8 protein-coding genes are annotated in these 18,345 nt (G+C 71.4%); 1 reads left to right on the top strand and 7 read right to left on the bottom strand.

Features of this window, described 5'->3' with window-relative positions; genetic code table 11:
• Positions 1-55: 55 nt before the first annotated feature.
• From QZL85_RS09615 to QZL85_RS09600, 4 genes are all read right to left on the bottom strand, one after another.
• Positions 56-6,103 carry an Ig-like domain-containing protein gene (locus QZL85_RS09615; RefSeq protein WP_295576342.1) on the bottom strand — a complete coding sequence of 2,016 codons (6,048 nt, stop codon included), beginning with the start codon at positions 6,101-6,103 and terminating at the stop codon, positions 56-58.
• A 180-nt stretch (positions 6,104-6,283) separates the two neighbouring features.
• Positions 6,284-8,641, bottom strand: coding sequence for an excinuclease ABC subunit UvrA (locus QZL85_RS09610; protein ID WP_295576341.1), 2,358 nt, complete (start codon positions 8,639-8,641; stop codon positions 6,284-6,286).
• Positions 8,642-8,745: 104 nt separating this feature from the next.
• Positions 8,746-9,315, bottom strand: a complete 570-nt coding sequence (locus tag QZL85_RS09605; protein ID WP_295576340.1) for a DNA-3-methyladenine glycosylase I — start codon at positions 9,313-9,315, stop codon at positions 8,746-8,748.
• Positions 9,316-9,377: 62 nt separating this feature from the next.
• The gene (locus QZL85_RS09600; RefSeq protein ID WP_295576339.1) at positions 9,378-11,483 is read right to left on the bottom strand and encodes an acyl-CoA dehydrogenase; all 2,106 of its coding nucleotides are present in this window, start codon (positions 11,481-11,483) and stop codon (positions 9,378-9,380) included.
• Positions 11,484-11,803: 320 nt separating this feature from the next.
• Between QZL85_RS09600 and QZL85_RS09595 the strand changes: the two genes are divergently transcribed.
• Positions 11,804-13,057, top strand: a complete 1,254-nt coding sequence (locus QZL85_RS09595) for a GNAT family N-acetyltransferase (RefSeq protein ID WP_295576337.1) — start codon at positions 11,804-11,806, stop codon at positions 13,055-13,057.
• A 96-nt stretch (positions 13,058-13,153) separates the two neighbouring features.
• Here the strand turns inward: QZL85_RS09595 and recQ are convergent, their stop codons facing one another.
• Genes recQ through QZL85_RS09580 form a run of 3 tightly spaced genes read right to left on the bottom strand, consistent with a single transcriptional unit; the run spans position 13,154 to position 18,319 of the window.
• Positions 13,154-15,220, bottom strand: coding sequence for a DNA helicase RecQ (gene recQ, locus QZL85_RS09590; RefSeq protein WP_295576336.1), 2,067 nt, complete (start codon positions 15,218-15,220; stop codon positions 13,154-13,156).
• A gap of 43 nt (positions 15,221-15,263) precedes the next feature.
• Positions 15,264-15,800: a DUF1697 domain-containing protein gene (locus QZL85_RS09585; protein WP_295576335.1), complete on the bottom strand. Its 537-nt coding sequence runs from the start codon at positions 15,798-15,800 to the stop codon at positions 15,264-15,266.
• A 35-nt stretch (positions 15,801-15,835) separates the two neighbouring features.
• On the bottom strand, positions 15,836-18,319 hold the full coding sequence (locus tag QZL85_RS09580; protein ID WP_295576371.1) for an RNA helicase: 2,484 nt from the start codon (positions 18,317-18,319) through the stop codon (positions 15,836-15,838).
• Positions 18,320-18,345: the final 26 nt, after the last annotated feature.

The raw sequence follows: 18,345 nt of genomic DNA, 5'->3' as shown, positions 1-18,345 counted from the left end.
TCGTTCGTGTCCTTGTTCGGGGGGATGGGGGCACGGGCGCCTTCGGCTGAAGGCGTCACCAGGTGGTCGTCTCGTACTTCTTGCCGTTCAGCACGACCCACACCTGCTTGCCGGGGTAGCCCCAGTAGCACTGCACCTGGGTCTTGCCGTTCGCGGGCAGGTACACCGGGCCCTCCCACGAGTTGAACTGGCTGCCGTCGCCCCAGCACTCGTAGTTGTAGTTGCCGGCGGGGAAGTCCCGTGTGTTGATGGCGAAGTAGTCGCCGGCCGGGGCGGAGCTGCCGTGCGAGACCCACGCGCGGGGATCCGGCTGCGGCTCGGCTCCCGTCGTGGCCGAGTCGGAGGCCGTCGTGGTCTGGCCCGCGGCGGTGGTGCGGACGTCGATCGTGCGGGTCGTCGAGTAGCCGACGTTGTAGCTCTCGCTGCCGCTCGCGCCGACCGTGCGCCATCCGCGACCGTCGCCGGTGCGGATCTCGGTCGTGATGTCGCGGCCGTTGCGGGCGGGCGAGGACCAGCTCATCGTGATCGTCGTGCCGCTCGCGGTCGCGCGCGCCGTCGGGTTGCCGATCGGACCGTACGGACCGACCTGGTTGGACGCCGCGGAGGGGTTGCTCGCGTAGGTCGCTCCGTCGACCGTCGCGACCGCGCGGATGCGGATCGTGTAGGTGCCGTTGTTGTTGACCTGGCCGTTGCCGATCGTGCCGCTGCCGTTGCCGCCGGCGACCCAGTCGCCGCGCCACGCGCCACCGCTCACGGAGTACTGGTAGCTGACCTCGCTCGCACTCGCGCCGCCACGGTCGCCGCCGGTCCACGTGACGCTGACCTGGTTGTTCCCCGCGCTGGCCGCGCCCATGGTCGGGGCGCCGAGCGCGGTGAAGCCGCGGCGCGGGGCCGACGGCGGGCTGAACTCGCCCCGGCCGGCCTTGTTCTGCGCCCGCACCGCGAACGTGTAGTCGGTCTCCGATGCGTCGACCACGACCGCCTGGCTCGTCTGACCGGCCGGCACCGCGATCGAGCGGACGACGCTCGAACCCTGCATGACGTTCAGCTGGTAGCCGGACACGGCGTCGCCGTTGTTCGCGGGCTCGTTCCAGGCGACCTGGATCTGGGCCTGGCTGCCGACCGGCTCGAGACGCGACGTCGTGGGCGCGCCGGGCGCCTCCGGCGCGCGGGCCGGGACCATCGTCGCCGACCACGGGCTCCAGCCCGACGGTTCGGGGGCGCGGTTGATGGCCTGCACGCGCACCTGGTAGGCGGTGCCGTTCTCGAGGCCGTCCCAGACGAGGGAGTTGCCGGTGACGCCGGTCTTCTGCACGACGCCGGAGGGCGGCGCCGGGGAGATCTCGAGCGTGAAGCTCTCGACCGGGGAACCCTCGGTGCGGGGCGTCGTCCACGCCACCTGGAGGCTCCGGTCCCCGAAGTTCAGTGTCGGCGCCGCCGGCGTCTCGGGACGGACGTCCGGGCGGGCCGTCTCGGACGGGACCGAGGGCTCGGACGTGCCGACGCGGTTGGTGGCCGTGACGACGAAGTTGTACTCGACGTTGTTCGTGAGTCCGTCGAGCGTGCACGTGGTCGATGCGCACTGCTTCGTGTAGTTGCCGGCGGTCGAGGTGACCGTGTAGCCGGTGATGCGCGTGCCGTTGTCGCTCGACGGCGTCCACGACATCACGACCGTGCGGCTCTGGACGCTCGAGACCGTCGGCTTGCCGGGCGCGTCCGGGCGCCCCTGCACCGTGATCCGGATGCGGCCCTCGACGGCGCGGTCGACGTCCTCGGTGGCATCCAGCACGCGGTAGCGGACGACGACGGTGCCGACGAAGTCGGCTCCGCTCGTGACGTCGACGGAGGTGCCGTTGACCCGCGCGTCCGCGCTCCCGGTCTCCACGATCGCGCTGGAGAGCTTCAGCGGCTCGCCCGGGAACGGACTGATGTCATTGGTCAGCACGGGGACCGAGATGGTCGCGCCCTGATCGGCTTCCTCGATGACGTCGTCGTTGACGCTCGCGAGCTCACGCGTCGACGCCGAGACGACGACGGTGATGGTCGCCTCGACGGGCTCCGTCTCGCCGTCGGTGACGCGCACCACGACGGATGCCTTCGTGCCCTTGCGGGTGGTGGCCTCCGCGGAGGCGCTCAGGGTGGACCCGCTGACCGAGACGGACATGCCCGACGGCGACCCCCCGATGAGGGCGAAGCTGAGCTTGTCGCCCGGGTCGGGGTCGTCAGCGAGCGACGCGAGGTCGAGGGTCGACGGGTCCTCGCCCGGTGCCACGCTCAGCGACGCGCCGACCATCGTCGGCGGCTGGTTGTCGGGCGGCAGCACCGTGATCGGGATCGTCAGCGTGGCCTTGCGCCCCTTCGGGTCGTCGGGCCCCGTGCCGTCGGTGACCTCGAACGTCAGCGCGTCCTGCCCGTGGTAGCGGTCCTTCGACGTGTAGACGAGGGTGGTCTGGTCCTTCACGAGGGAGTCGCCGTTGCTGTTGCCGGCCGAGACCTTGCCGGCCTCCGTGATGACGACGTCCTTCCCGCCCGCGGCACGGACGTACTCGGCGAGCGGCAGCTCGATGGTCTCGCCGCTCTTGACCTCTACCCCGGTCGTGGAGAGGAGGCTCGGCGGCAGCGAGGTGAGCGAGGGGACGCGGATGAACGCGGCGGCGGTCTGGTCGTCCTGGTCGCGCACCGCGTACGTGATCAGCTGCGGCTTGTCGCCGAGCGTCACGCGGACCACGCCGTCGGCGAGGACGCGGGCGGTGGATCCGCCGGCGCCGAGCGTCACCGCGAGCGCGCTCTTCGTGCCGTCGGGGTCTTCGTCGTTCTCCAGCACCGCGATGTCGGCGGTGCCGTCCTCGGCCACGTCTTCTGCGCGCACGCGGTCATCCCGCGCGATCGGCCGCAGCAGCGGCACGTCCTCGTCGACGGTGATCTGCACCGACGTCGTCGCGCGGAGGCCCCGCGCATCGGCGATCGAGTACTGGACGCTGGTGTTCATCTCCTCGTCGGGAGAGGTGATGACGAGGTACTCGCCGGAGACCTTCGCGTCCAGGCCCGGCACGTCCGGGACCTCGACGGCATCCTCGGCGAAGCCGAACGCATCGCCGTCGGGATCGGAGTCGTTGACGAGCACGGGCAGCGCGACCTCGCGGCCCGGGCGCATGATGACGGAGTCCCGGAGGGCGTAGGGCGCCTGGTTCGTGGTCTCGGCCGGCGCGATGCCGACCTGGATCGTGGCGGTCCCCTCCTTGCCGAGCGCGTCGCGCACCCGGTAGGCGAAGGTGTCCACGCCGGTCGACTCATCGAAGGCCTGATAGGTGAAGGAGGCCGCGTCGGTCGTGACGATGCGGCCCTTGGCCGGCGCCTCGGCGATGCCGACGAGTTCGACGGAGTCGCCGTCCTCGTCGATGCCGTCCAGGGGCACGGGGATGGTGACCTTCGCGCCGCTCAGCGTGCGGGCGGTGAGGTCCTGCGGGCGCGGCGCGGCGTTGGTCTCGTCGTTGCGCGGCAGCACCTGGATCGTGACGTAGCCGGCGTCGCGCTGCCCGGTGGAGTCCTCCGCCTCGTAGGTGGCGTAGACGGTGCCCGGCTCGTCGGAGGCGCGGAAGCGCAGGGTGTCCTCGGAGACGAAGATCTCCCCGTCCTCCTCGTCGACGAGCGGCGGGACGAGGTCGGGGGCGACATGGATCGTGTCGCCGTTCGGGTGGTAGTCGTTGTCCATCACCGGGATGGTCACGGTGTCGCCGGCCCGGACGACGACCTGGTCGTCGTTCGCGACCGGCGCGCGCAGCTTCGCGGGGGCGGGAACCGGGATCACGACGATCTCACCCTCGACCGACGTCGAGCCGTTGGACATCGTGTAGGTGACGCGGACCTGCTGGTCGATCGAGGCCTGGTCGGCGATGCGCACCGTCTCGTGGCCGAGGACGGCGGCGGTGATGCCGGAGCCGGCCTCGACGGTGACGGACTGGACGACGAGGATGCCGCCGGCCGGGTCGGTGTCGTTGGAGAGCACGTTGACGAGCACGTCGCCGCCGGTCGGCAGGAGGGCGACGTCGCGCACGGCGATGGGCGGCAGGGCGGTGTCCTCGTCGGGCAGCACGTCGACGCGGACGATGCCCGGGACGGAGTTCGGGCCCGCCGAGACGAGGTACTGCACGTAGTAGGTGCCGGCCTTGTCCGAGACGAACGAGAAGGTCTTGTCGGCGAAGTCCGGCGAGATGCGGGCGTTCTCGACCTCGTCGACGCGCGTCAGGCGCAGCGCCTCGCGGCCGGAGCTCGTGTCGTTGATCAGCGGCGAGACGCTGACGCTGCGGCCCTCGCGGGTGACGACGTGGTCGGCGTTCGTGACGGGCAGGGTGGTGCCGAGCGGGCGGATGTCGTAGCGGGCGATGCCGCCGCCGTCCTTCGTCCCGTCCGAGACGACGATCGGCACGTCCTTGCGGCCCTGCACGCCGCCGATGGCGCGATAGGTGATCTGCCCGTCGGAGGTGTAGTCGGCTTCGTCGCCGCCGTCGGTCGTGACGGTCTTGAGGAAGATGTCGTCGCCGTCCGGGTCGATCCAGTCCGGCAGCACGTTGTAGGACGCGACACCGCCGGTCTCGACGGTCACGGCCGTCGTGCGCTTCTGGATCGGAGGCGCGTTCGTCTGCCAGCCGTGCACGGAGAGCGTGACCTTCGCCGTCGCGTCTCCGCCGCGGCCGTCCTCGACCTGGTACGTGAACGTCGTCGACCCGCTGGCATCCTCGGGGACGGTGATCTGCAGGGCCGCGCCGTTGTGGATGGGCTCGATCGTGCCGAAGGCGGGGTCGGTCTTCGCCGAGGCGACCAGGACGTCGCCGTCGGCATCCGTGTCGTTGTCGAGGACCGGCAGGACGGTGGTGCGACCCGGGCGGATGCCGAACTCGTCGTCCTTCGCGATGGGCTCGGTGTTCTGGTCGGTGCGCTCGGGGAGGGTCGTCTGCACCGTCTCCTCGGTCGTCTCCTCCTCCTCTTCACCCTCACCCTCGGGCGGGGTGATGTCCATCCAGTTGTCGACGCGCTGCATGCTGTCGCTGGCCATCCACGCGGCGCCGCCGAAGACGTCGTTGAGGACGACGACGTCGCGGTTCACCCGGAACTGGAGGACGCTCGCGGCGTCGATGCCCTCGATCTCCTGGACGAGGTCGTCGTCCTCGCCGGGGCAGTCGCGGACGAAGCGCCCGGAGCCGGACCACGCGGCGTAGGAGCAGCCGGCGACGAAGACGGGTTCGGCGGGGGTGCCTTCGGCGCCCTCCGAGGCGAGCGTGGACGCGTCGCCGCCGCCGACGGGGACGCGGACGAGATCGGTCGGCGTGCTGAGGGCGACGGCGTCGCTGACGACCGAGGCCTGCTGCAGGACGGCGTCCGGGGCGACCTCGGTGCGCGAGCCGTTGGAGCCGTGCAAGGTGCGGCTGTCGGCATCCAGGACGAACGCGACCTCCCCGACGGCCGTGATCGACAGGTCGTGGCCCTTCTCGACGCCGTCGAGACCCCGCTCGGACGTCTGCGCGATGGCGTCGTCCGTGCCGCGGGCGTAGCTGTACAGCGCGCCCTGCTCCGCCGAGACCGCATGGACGACGCCGTCGGTGCCGACGGTGATCTTCGCGCCCTTGCCGAGGTCGGCGAGCGGGTCGACCTTCTCCGGCGCGAACGAGCCGATGCCGGCGAACTTCATGGCCCAGAGCTGCCCCGACGGGTCGAGGATCGCGGCGGTGCCGCCGCCCATCTCCACCTGCGAGCCGGGCGGGATGTCGGCGCTGTCGGAGAGGAGGACCCGCGCCGGGTCGATGGCCGTCGCGGTGGAACCCGTGGTGTCGACGACGAGCACCTGCGAGCCGGACTGGAGGATGTCGTACTCCGCCGAGCTCGTGCGCAGTCCGCCGTCGAGGACGCGGGACTCGTGGTTGAAGTGTCCGACGAGCAGGCTCGACTGCTTCGTCACCCAGACTCCTCCGTCGTGGAGGTCGACCTCGGTCGTCGGCTTGCCCTCGTAGATGAAGGCGAGCGTGCCGATGGTGACGGCCGCGGCGCTGAGTGCGCCGACGGAAGCCAGGGTGCGCGGGCGCGCACGAAGCCACGCGAAGGACATCATGTGGGCCGGCTCCCCTCCGGTCGGGTGTGTCTTTGCGTCGCGTCGGGTGCTGATCGCTGAATCAGCCGCTCGCGGGGGGTGGACGAGGGTCCGTGTCAGCCTACGTCAGGTCCGGGAGGCGCGATGCCCCTTGACATGGGCAGAACTGCCCATCGACTGCCCATCGCGCGCGGGTCGACCTCAGGCCCCGACATACGTCCGCAGATGCACCGCGGTGAGCGAGTCGCCGGTCGCGACGAGTTCGGCCGGCGTCCCCTCGAACACGATCCGCCCGCCGTCGTGCCCGGCGCCGGGTCCGAGATCGATGAGCCAGTCGGCATGCGCCATGACCGCCTGGTGGTGCTCGATGACGATGACGGAGTTGCCGGCATCCACGAGCCGGTCCAGCATCGCGAGCATGTTGTCGACGTCTGCCAGGTGCAGACCGGTCGTCGGCTCGTCCAGGACGTAGACCGCGCCCTTCTTCGCCATCGCGATCGCGAGTTTGAGGCGCTGCCGCTCGCCGCCCGAGAGGGTGTTGAGCGACTGTCCGAGCGTGATGTAGCCGAGGCCCACGTCGATCATCCGGGCGAGGGTCGTGTTCGCGGGGCCCTTCGGGAAGAACTCCGCGGCCTCCGCGGCGGACAGCGCGAGCACCTGGGCGATGTTGCGGCCGTCGAGGGTGTACTCCAGCACGGCGTCGCTGAACCCGGTGCCGCCGCACAGCTCGCACGTCGTCTCGACGCTCGCCGTGATGCCGAGGCTCGTCACGATGACGCCCAGTCCGCGGCACGCCGGGCAGGCGCCCTCCGAGTTGGCGCTGAAGAGGGCGGGCTTCACGCCGTTCGCCTTCGCGAAGGCGGCGCGGATGACGTCGAGGAGCCCCGTGTAGGTCGCCGGGCTGCTGCGCCGCGACCCCTTGATGGGCGACTGGTCGACCACCACGACGTCGTCGAAGGCGGGGATGTTGCCGTGGATGAGGGAGGACTTGCCGGAGCCCGCGACGCCGGTCACGACGGTGAGGATGCCGAGCGGGACGTCGACGTCGACGGACTTCAGGTTGTGCTGCGTCGCGCCGCGGATCGGCAGCGCGCCGGTCGAGGTGCGCGTGCCGGGCTTGAGCGTCGCGCGGTGGTCGAGGTGGCGACCGGTGAGGGTGCCGGAGGCGCGCAGCCCTGCGACGTCGCCGACGTAGGTGATCTCGCCGCCGTGGCGGCCGGCTCCGGGACCGAGGTCGACGACATGGTCGGCGATGTCGATGACCTCGGGCTTGTGCTCGACGACGAGGACCGTGTTGCCCTTGTCGCGGAGCTGCTGCAGCAGGTCGTTCATGCGCTGGATGTCGTGCGGGTGCAGGCCCGCGGTCGGCTCGTCGAAGACGTAGGCGATGTCGGTGAGGCTCGACCCGAGGTGCCGGATCATCTTCGTGCGCTGCGCCTCGCCGCCGGAGAGCGACCCGGAGGCCCGGTCGAGCGAGAGGTACCCGAGACCGATCTCGACGAACGAGTCGATCGTCTGGCGCATGCCGGCCATGAGGGGCGCGACCTCGGGGTCGTCGATCGTCGCCAGCCACGAGGCGAGGTCGGAGATCTGCATGGCCGCGGCATCCGCGATGCTGACCCCGCGGATCTTCGAGGACCGCGCACCCTCGTTGAGCCGCGTCCCGCGGCAGTCGGGGCAGGCCGTGAACTTCACCGCCCGGTCGACGAACGCGCGGATGTGCGGCTGGAGCGTGTCGCGGTCCTTCTGCAGCATCGACTTCGTGACCTTGGGCACGAGCCCCTCGTAGGTCATGTTGATGTTCTGGATCTTGACCTTCGTCGGCTCCTTGTAGAGGAGGTCGGCGAGCTCCTGCTCGGAGTAGTCGGCGATGGGCTTGTCGGCATCCACGAAGCCGGACTCGCTGAACGCGCGCACCATCCAGCCGTCGGCGTTGTAGCCGGGCACGGTGATGGCGCCCTCGGCGAGCGACTTGCTGCGGTCGAGCAGCTCGTCGATGTCGATGTCGCTCACTTCGCCGAGCCCCTCGCAGCGCGGGCACATGCCGCCCGTGATCTCGAAGCTGCGGCGTTCGGTCTTGCCCTTGTCGGGTCCGCGGTCGATCGTGATCGCCCCGCTGCCCGACGCCGACGGGATGTTGAAGGAGAACGCCTGGGGCGAGCCGACGTGCGGCTGGCCGATGCGGCTGAAGAGGATGCGCAGCATCGCGTGCGCGTCGGTCGCGGTGCCGACCGTCGAGCGGGAGTTGGAGCCCATGCGCTCCTGGTCGACGATGATCGCGGGGCTGATGTTCTCGAGGGCGTCGACCTCGGGGCGGCCGATCTGGCCCATGAACTGCTGCACGAACGTCGGGTACGTCTCGTTGATGAGGCGCTGGGACTCGGCGGCGATCGTGCTGAAGACGAGCGAGGACTTCCCGGATCCGCTGACCCCCGTGAACACCGTCAGGCGGCGCTTGGGGATCTCCACGTCGATGTTCTTGAGGTTGTTCTCGCGGGCTCCGACGACACGGATGACCTCGTGCGAATCGGCGATGTGCGCGGCGCGTTCAGCGGGCATGCGGGTCCTCTCGATCGGTGCGACCCTACAGTCTCCCCCGCACTGCGGACAGCGGGCGTCCGCGGTGAGCCCGGGTTCGGTGGGCGGAGGGCGAGGGGATGCCGCTACGCGGCGCGGTGGCATCCGTCGACGTGGTCGTCGACCATGCCGGCGGACTGCATGAGCGCGTACATCGTCGTCGACCCGACGAAGCGGAAGCCGCGCTTCCGCAGCGCCTTGCTCATGGCATCCGAGTCGGCTGTCGTCGCGGGGACGTCCGCGAACGACACGGGGCGCGGAGGCCGGGCCGGCGCGAACGACCACATGAACTCGTCGAGCTCGCCCGGCGCCATGTCGAGCAGGAGGCGGGCGTTGGAGATCGTCGCCTCGATCTTGAGCCGGTTGCGGATGATGCCGGCATCCGCCATGAGCCGCTCGATGTCGTCCGGACCGAACGCCGCGACCACGGCGGGGTCGAAGCCCGCGAAGACCTCGCGGAAGCGCGGGCGCTTCCGGAGGATCGTGATCCAGCTGAGCCCGGCCTGGAAGCCCTCGAGGCTCATCTTCTCGAACAGAGCGCGGTCGCCGTGCAGCGGCCGACCCCACTCCTCGTCGTGGTACCGGCGGTACTCGGGGTCATCGCCGACCCACGCGCAGCGCGCGATGCCGTCTGGTCCGGTGCGGGTGTCGCTCACCCGCCCACCCTACGCACCGGCCCCGACGTCCCGGCGCGCGCGGGCGCCGGGACGGGCTCGGGCTACTTCTTGCGCAGCGACTTCTCCGAGACCGGGGCCTCGCCGGAGGCGGCGAGCGCGACGTAGTGCGCCCGGGCCTCGTCCTGGCGCGCGCGCTCCGCGCCCGAGGCGATCGGGGCACGGACGTGCTCGGGCTCGAAGCCGAAGGCATCCACGAGATCCTGCGCGTGCGGGCGGAGCCGCAGGCACAGCCGGTCGATGTACCGCGTGACCGTCGCCGCGCGCTGCGTCGACAGGCGCCCGTTGATGAGGTGCCACGCGAGGTGCTTCTCGATGAGGGTCAGGCCGAAGAGGTCGCGCAGCCACGTGAGCACCTGCTTCGTGCCGTCGTCGTCCACCGCGTTGACGGCATCCGAGAACGCCTCCCACTGCAGCAGCTCGCCGTGTGCGCGGGCGGCCTCGATGAGCTCGCTCTGGTTGGCGTTGAAGATCGCCGCCGCCTCGACAGGGGTCGCCTTGGATGCCGGGCGCATGCGCGCTGCGATGTCCGAGATCATCTGCTCGACGCGTCCGGCGAGCAGCTCGTGCTGCTGCTCGGCGCGCAGGCCGAGTTCGACCGAGCGCGCCGGCGACCCGAAGTCGGCGACGGCCTGCCCGAGCTGACGGAGACCCGCGCCGTGGAAGACCTTGCCCGCCGTCTGTCCGACGGCGTACTTCGCCAGCTTCGCGGCATCCGCGCCACGGAACTGCTGGGCGAAGTCGCTCAGCAGGCGCTTGCCGACGAGCTGCAGGAGCACGTTGTTGTCGCCCTCGAACGTCACGTAGACGTCGAGGTCCTGATGCAGCCCCACGAGACGGTTCTCGGCGAGGAAGCCGGCACCGCCACACGCTTCGCGGCATTCCTGGATCGTGTCCAGCGCGTTCCACGTCGAGAGGGGCTTCAGCGCAGCGGCGAGGGTCTCGAGGTCCTCGCGCTCCTCGGACGTGTCGTGCGCGCCGCCGAAGATGCCGTCGAACTTCCGCACCAGCTCGTCGTTGGCGAAGAACTGCGCATAGACCTGCGCGATGCGGGGCAGCAGGCGGCGCTGGTGCTTGCCGTAGTCGAGGAGCACGACCTCGTCCGTCCCCGCACCGGAGTCGAACTGGCGACGCTGGTTCGCGTAGGTGATCGCGATGTTCAGCGCGAGCGCCGTGGCGGTCGTCGTCGCCCCGTCGAGGCAGACCCGGCCCTGCACGAGCGCGCCCAGCATGGTGAAGAAGCGGCGGCCGGGGCTGGAGATCTCGCTCGAGTAGCTGCCGTCGGGCGCGACGTCGCCGTAGCGGTTGAGCAGGTTCTCACGCGGCACGCGCACGTGGTCGAAGTGCAGACGGCCGTTGTCGATGCCGTTGAGGCCGCCCTTCGCGCCGTCGTCCTCGCCGCCGACACCGGGCAGGAACGCGCCGTTCTCGTCGCGCAGCGGCACGAAGAAGCAGTGCACGCCGTAGTTGACGCCGCCGGTGATGAGCTGGGCGAACACCGTCGCAGCACGTCCGTGCAGGGCGGCGTTGCCGAGGTAGTCCTTCCACGCACCCCGGAACGGGGTGTGGATGACGAACTCCTCCGCGTCGGGGTCGTACGTGGCCGTGGTGCCGATGGCGGCGACATCGGAGCCGTGCCCGGTCTCGGTCATCGCGAAGGCGCCGGGCAGCGCGAGGCTGATGACGTCCGGCAGCCACGCGTCGTGGTGCTTCTTCGTCCCGAGCTGGTGGATGGCCGACCCGAACAGCCCCCACTGCACGCCGGACTTGATTTGCAGGCTCGGGTCGGCGAGCACGAGGTCCATGAACCCGGCCAGGTTCGCGCCGTTGTCGCCCAGGCCGCCGTATTCCTTCGGGAAGGCCCGGCGGGAGCCGCCGTTGTCCGCGAGAAGCCGCAGCTGCCCGAAGACGCGCTCGCGGTGCTCGGGCATCGGCTGGCCTTCGATGCGCCAGAACGCCGGGTCCTTGATCAGCTGTCGCGCTTCGCGGCGCGTCTCCGCCCACGTGCCGAGCAGCAGGTCGGTGACGGCGGGGATGCGGATGCGGGCCTCGTTCGCCTCCTCCGCGGAGTGCGCAGCGGTCGGGGCGCCGCCGGCGGGCGTGCGCTTGTCGGTGGCGGGCTTCTTCGGACGGACGGCGGCGTCGGTCATCGCAGGACCTTTCGGCGTTGACAGAGGTGGTCAGCCACGACGGTAGGACTCCCACAACACCACCCCAACTCGGTTGGATGACTTCGACAACACTGCCGGGTCGCGGCGCCGCGGCGCATTGTTCGGTCCCGACATCCGCGCGCGGGGCGGGCGGGTGCGGTGCAATCTGCAGGATGCGGTGCGACTGGCGGGGCGGGTGTGCCACCTGTGCCCCACCTGTCACGCCCGGTCCTGCGGTTCGTCGCGGTGGCGGGCTCCGGATGCCGTCGTGTCGGCGACGGGGTGGCCGTCGTGTCGGCGGCCGGGTGCACGATGGGCGGATGACGGTGACCCTGACGCGCTGGAGCGAGGGCGACCTCGCGCTCCTCGAGCGGATGAACGCGCCCGGCATGACGGTGCACCTCGGCGGGCCGGAGACGCCGGCCGAGGTCCGGGATCGTCACGCCCGCTACCTGCGGCTGTGGGAGACCGACGACGCCCGCATGTTCCGGATCGACGTCGACGGTGAACCGGCCGGCGGCATCGGGTACTGGGCCGTGGACCACGACGGCCGTCCCGCCTTCGAGACGGGCTGGTCGGTCCTGTCGGAGCATCAGGGACGCGGTGTGGCGGGCGCGGCGCTGCGGGCCCTCCTGGCGGAGGTCCGCGCGGACGGGCGGCGCGATCTGCTCGTCGCGTACCCCGGTGTCGACAACGCGCCATCGAACGCGCTGTGCGCGCGGGCGGGATTCGAAGCGCAGGGCGAGGGCACCGAGCCGTGGCGCGGCGGTGAGCTGACGTTCCGCATCTGGGCGCTCGACATGTCGCCCCTGCAGGCTGCCGGGAGCCTGCAGGAGGAGCGGTTCGACGGCGCGGAGCTGGACCAGGGACGCTGGTGGCCGCACTACCTCCCGCACTGGTCGAGTCGAGGGTCGACGGCCGCGCGGTGGCGGACCGGCGACGGGCTCGGGCTGCGGATCGACCCGGACACCCCGCCGTGGGCGCCGGAATGGGACGGCGACGTGCGCGTGTCCCATGTGCAGACAGGGCAGTTCTCCGGGCCGGTGGGCAGCGCGACCGGCCAGCACCGCTTCCGGGAGGGGCTCGTCGTCCGCGAGGAGCAGCCGGAGCGCCGCCTGTGGCTGCCGCGCTTCGGCGTCATCGGGGTGCGGCTGTCGGCGATCCGGCATCCGGATGCCATGGTCGCGTTCTGGCCCATCGGCTTCGAGGACCGCCCCGAGGACAGTGGGGAGATCTGCGTCTCCGAGGTCTTCGGGCACGACATCGACGACGAGGGCGGCTGGGTGACCGTCGGCGTCAAAGCGCACCACGACCCGCGCCTGCACGACGACGTCGAGCGGATCCGCGTCAGGGGCGACCTGACGCAGCCGCACGACTACGCCGTCGAGTGGACACCGGACCGCCTGCGGTTCTTCATCGACGGACGCTGGGTCAAGACCGTCGCCCAACGGATCGACTACCCCGTGCAGCTCATGCTCGACGTCTTCGAGCTGCCGCCCGCCACCGGCGTCCGCGACGTGGCGGCGCTCCCGCATCGCTTCCGTGTCGAGCACGTGCGGGTCTGGACGCGCTGACGACAGGGGTGCCGCGGCAACGGCGGCGGTTGCCATGCGACGGCGCGACGCGGTGAGGCGGGACCGCGGACGCCCACCGTGCGAACGGGCCGGGCGTCAGCCGTTCGCGGCCACCACGGCCAGGACGGCCTCGCCGTACGCCTCGCGCTTCTTCGCACCGATGCCCGAGACCCCGTCGAGGTCGGCCATCGATCCGGGGCGCCGCTCGGCGAGCGCACGCAGCGTCGCGTCGCCGAAGACGATGTACGCGGGCACGCCCTGCTCCTTCGCCGCCGACGCGCGCCACGTGCGCAGCGCCTCGAAGAGATCGCGGTCGCCCGCGGCGACGGCATCCGACGCCGGCGACTTGCGGGTGCGGGGCGTGCTCCCGGTGCGACCGAGCACGTCGCGGCGCAGCGGCACCGGGCTCTCCCCGCGCAGCACGGCGGCGCCGGCCTCGCCCATGCCGAGCGTGCCGTACTCGCCCTGCGCAGCGAGGACACCGCCGGCGAGCAGCTGCCGGATGACGCTGCGCCAATCCTGGTCGGACAGGTCGGCGCCGAGACCGTACGTGGACAGCTTGTCGTGCCCCTGCTGGCGGATGCGCTCGGTCGAGGCGCCGCGCAGGATGTCGATGAGGTGGCCGGCGCCGAAGGACTGGCCGCGCTCGCGCTGCAGCCGGACGATCGTGGAGAGGAGCTTCTGCGCTGCGACGAGGCCGTCCCAGGTCTCCGGCGCCTCGAGGCACGTGTCGCAGTTACCGCACGGGTCGGAGGCCTGCCCGAAGTAGCCGAGCAGGTTCTGCCGCCGGCATCCCACCGTCTCGCACAGGGCGAGCATCGCGTCGAGGTGCTGGCCCATCCGCATCTTGTAGGCGCGGTCGCCGGGCGACTGGTCGATGAGGCGACGCTGCTGCACGACATCCCCGAGGCCGTACGCCATCCACCCGACCGCCGGCTCGCCGTCGCGCCCCGCGCGACCGGTCTCCTGGTAGTAGCCCTCGACGGACTTCGGCAGATCGATGTGCGCGACGAACCGGACGTCGGGCTTGTCGATGCCCATGCCGAACGCGATCGTGGCGACCATGACGACGCCGTCGTCGCGGAGGAACCGCGACTGGTTGCGGGCGCGGATGCCGGCATCCAGACCCGCGTGGTACGGCAGCGCGTCGAGGCCCTGCTTCTGCAGATAGTCGGCCGTCTGCTCGACCGACTTGCGGCTCAGCGCGTAGACGATGCCGGCGGATCCCTCCGGCTGCGCGCGGATGAACTGCACGAGCTGCTTGCGCGGGTCGACCTTGGGCTCGATGCGGTACTGGATGTTCGGGCGGTCGAAGCTCGCGACGAAGTGCTTCGCGTCGGGCAGCGCCAGGCGCTCGGTGAGCTCGCGGTGGGTCGCGCGCGTCGCGGTGGCCGTCAGCGCCATGCGCGGCACGCCCGGGAAGCGCTCGGCCAGGTCGCCGAGGGCGAGGTAGTCGGGGCGGAAGTCGTGACCCCACTGCGATACGCAGTGCGCCTCGTCGATCGCGATGACGCTGAGCGTGCCGCGCTGCAGCAGCTTCGTCGTTGCCGATGCCGACAGGCGCTCGGGGGCGACGTAGAGGAGGTCGAGCTCCCCGTCGAGGAAGGCGCGCTCGACGCCGGCCCGCTCGCCCGAGGACTGCGTCGAGTTCAGGTAGGCGGCGCGGACGCCGTTCGCGATGAGCGCGTCGACCTGGTCGTGCATGAGCGCGATGAGCGGCGAGATGACGAGGCCCGTGCCGGGGCGGACGAGCGCGGGCACCTGATAGGTGATCGACTTGCCGCCACCGGTCGGCATGAGCACGACGGCGTCGCCGCCGGCCACGACGTGCGCGACGATCTCGTCCTGGCCCTCGCGGAACGCGTCGTAGCCGAAGACCTCTTTGAGCACGGCGACCGGGTCGGCGCCGAGGTGGTCGCGCCGCTCGAGGGTCAGCACGGAGGGTGCCGTCGCCGCGACGGACGTGCGGGCGGGTGCCGCGCGGTACGCGCTCGGCTGCTCGCCCGCCGGGTGGTCTCGGGTCGCGCGGGCGACGGATGCCGCGTAGCCGTCGAACGCCGGATCCGGCGGCGGGGGTGCGTCGATGTCCTCGGGGGGTCCGAACTCGTCGGGATCCCAGGGCACGTCGGCGTACGGGTCGTCGCTCCAGCCGCCGTCAGTCACCCGGACAACGATAGTCGCGGGGGCGGACAGTGCCGTCCGGTCGTCAGCACCACTTGGCGGCGAGGGCCGTGATGACGGTCGCGTTGCGGTTGGTGGCGACGCCGAGGTGCTTGGCCGCGCCCAGCGGATCGACGCGCCCGTCCTGGTAGCCGGGGCGCAGCAGCGCGTGCGCGGCACGGCCGCGGACGATCATCTCGCCGGCGTCGCTCGCGGCGGCCGCGAGACGGGCGCGGGCATCGAGGCTCGGCTCGTCCTTCAGCAGGTACACGTAGTGCCGGGCGAGTCCGGGATGCTCGTCGTCGAGCTCCTGCACGGTCGCGGCGATGTCGGCGATCTCGGCGGCGGTGTAGACCATGGTCGGCACCTCGAAGCCGCGGTCGGCGGCGAAGGCCTGCTCGAGCTTCTCCTCGATGCGCTCACGCGACCGCATCCCGCTCGAGAAGCGGACGTTGCCGGTGTTGATGTGCGTGTCGACGTCGTCGAAGCCCGCACTCTCGACGACGCGTCGGATGTCGCCCTTCGGGAACACGCGCTTCGCGCCGAGGTTGATGGCACGCAGGAACGCGAGGTACGTCGTCACCGCCCCATTGTCCCCCCGCGGCCCACCGCGCGGGGCTACAGGCGGAGCACCTGGGTCACGCGGGTGACGGCGCTGCCGGACTCCACCGACGCCTCCAGGTCGACCTCGGCACGGATGCGCCAGTCGTGGTTGTTCTCCGGGTCGTCGATGACCTGCTCGACGCGCCAGAACCCCGATGCCGCGTCGGACTCGTCGATCGTGCACAGGCGCGGCGAGCGCGCCGGGCCCCCGGTGAGGATCTCGTCGTGCTCGTCGAAGTACGCGTCCAGCGCCGCGGGCCACTCGGCGTCGGGATCGAGGGCGACGAGCGCGTCGTCGTCCTGCCGCGCCGCGAGCTGCACGCGGCGGAACAGCTCGTTGCGGACGAGCACCGTGAACGCGCGGCGGTTGGTCAGGACGGACGGCGGGGCCGGCGGCACCACCGGCGCCGTCGGGTCGTCGGCGGGGTGCACGAGCGCCTCCCACTCGTCCACGAGGCTCGAGTCGACCTGGCGGACCAGCTCGCCGAGCCACTCGATGACGTCCATGAGCTCGTCGGTCCGCGCTTCGGCCGGCACCGTCTGGCGGATCGCGCGGTACGCGTCGCTCAGGTATCGCAGCACGAGCCCCTCGCTGCGGCCGAGCTGGTACTGCGACACGTACTCGCCGAACGACATCGCCCGCTCGAACATGTCACGCACGACCGACTTCGGCGACAGCTCGAAGTCGCGCACCCACGGCTGACTCGACGCGAACACCTCGAACGCCTGCGCCAGGAGCTCGGCGAGCGGCTTCGGGTAGGTGACGTCCTCGAGCAGCGCCATCCGCTCGTCGTACTCGATGCCGTCCCGCTTCATCGCACCGACGGCCTCGCCGCGCGCGAGGTACTCCTGCTGATTGAGGATGGCGCGCGGATCGTCGAGCGTCGCCTCGATGACGCTGACGACATCGAGCGCGTAGTGCCCCGTGCCGGTCTCGGCGTCGTCGGGCGAGAGCAGCCCGATCGCGGCGAGCGCGAACGGCGACAGCGGCTGGTTGAGCGCGAAGTTCGGCTGCAGATCGACGGTGAGGCGGATGCCGTCGGCGTCGGCGACGACGATCCCGGCGGTGACCAGCGTGCGGAAGATCGCGATCGCGCGCCGCGCGAGCTCGTACCGGCGGGTGCGCGACTCGTGGTTGTCGAAGACGAGCGAGCGGACGTTGCCGAACACGTCGCCGCCGCGGCCGATCACGTTGATGAGCATCGCGGCGGTCAGCTGCAGCCGCGGCTCGAGCGGCTCCGGGACGGCCGTGATGAGGCGCTCGAACGAGCCCTCGCCCCAGTTGACGACACCCGTCGGCGCCTTCTTGCGCACGATCTTCTTGCGCTTCGCGGGGTCGTCGCCGGCCTTGGCGAGGGCGACGGCGTTCTCGATCTCCCACTCCGGCGCCATCACGACCACGTTGCCGTACGGGTCGTACCCCGCACGCCCCGCGCGCCCGGCCACCTGGTGGAACTCGCGGGCCGTCAGCTGCCGCATCTTCGTGCCGTCGAACTTCGACAGCGCCGTGAGGAGCACGGTGCGGATCGGCACGTTGATCCCGACGCCGAGGGTGTCGGTGCCGCAGATCACCCGCAGCAGGCCCCGCTGGGCGAGGGTCTCCACGAGCCGGCGGTAGCGGGGCAGCATCCCGGCGTGGTGGACGCCGATGCCCGACCGCACGAGCCGGGACAGCGTCTTGCCGAACCCGGTCGTGAAGCGGAAGCCGCCGATGGCCTCCGCGATGGCGTCGCGCTGCTCGCGTGTGGCGATCTTCACGCTCGACAGCGCCTGCGCCCGCTCGAGCGCGGCCGCCTGCGAGAAGTGCACGATGTACACCGGCGACTCGCTGTTCTCCAGCAGCGCCGCGAGCACCTCGTGCACGGGTCGCCGTTCGTAGGAGAAGTGCAGCGGCACGGGCCGCTCGACGCCCGTGACGAGGGCGGTCGGCCGTCCGGTGCGGCGGGCGAGGTCGTCGGCGATCGCCGTGACGTCGCCGAGGGTCGCCGACATGAGCAGGAACTGCGCGCGCGGCAGCGTCAGGAGCGGCACCTGCCACGCCCCGCCGCGCTCCGGATCGCCGTAGTAGTGGAACTCGTCCATGACGACCTGGTCCACCGGTGCGTCCGGGCCCAGTCGCAGCGCGAGGTTCGACAGGATCTCGGCGGTGCAGCACACGATCGGCGCGTCCGGGTTGACCGAGGAGTCGCCCGTGACCATCCCGACGTTCTCGGCGCCGAAGATCTCCACGAGCGCGAAGAACTTCTCGCTCACGAGCGCCTTGATGGGCGCTGTGTAATAGGAGCGGCCGCCGGCGGCCAGGCACGCGGCGTGCGCGGCGACCGCGACGAGCGACTTGCCGGTTCCCGTCGGGGTGGACAGGACCACGTTCGCGCCGGAGACGAGCTCCATGACGGCCTCGTCCTGCGCGGGGTACAGCGCGAAGCCGCGACCCGCGGCCCACGAGGCGAACGCGTCGTAGACGGCATCCGCCGACGCGTCGGTCGGGATGCCGGCCATCAGCGCCGTCGGGGAGGTCACCACCC

Source organism: uncultured Microbacterium sp. (assembly GCF_900078385.1).
GTDB lineage: Bacteria > Actinomycetota > Actinomycetes > Actinomycetales > Microbacteriaceae > Microbacterium.
This window is presented reverse-complemented; position numbering and strand designations above follow the sequence as displayed.

Coding starts and splice junctions, on each gene's coding strand:
- QZL85_RS09610 (WP_295576341.1), bottom strand. CDS start 8,641: ATGCCCGCTGAACGCGCCGCGCACATCGCCGATTCGCACGAGGTCATC.
- QZL85_RS09580 (WP_295576371.1), bottom strand. CDS start 18,319: ATGGCCGGCATCCCGACCGACGCGTCGGCGGATGCCGTCTACGACGCG.
- QZL85_RS09595 (WP_295576337.1), top strand. CDS start 11,804: ATGACGGTGACCCTGACGCGCTGGAGCGAGGGCGACCTCGCGCTCCTC.
- QZL85_RS09615 (WP_295576342.1), bottom strand. CDS start 6,103: ATGATGTCCTTCGCGTGGCTTCGTGCGCGCCCGCGCACCCTGGCTTCC.
- QZL85_RS09600 (WP_295576339.1), bottom strand. CDS start 11,483: ATGACCGACGCCGCCGTCCGTCCGAAGAAGCCCGCCACCGACAAGCGC.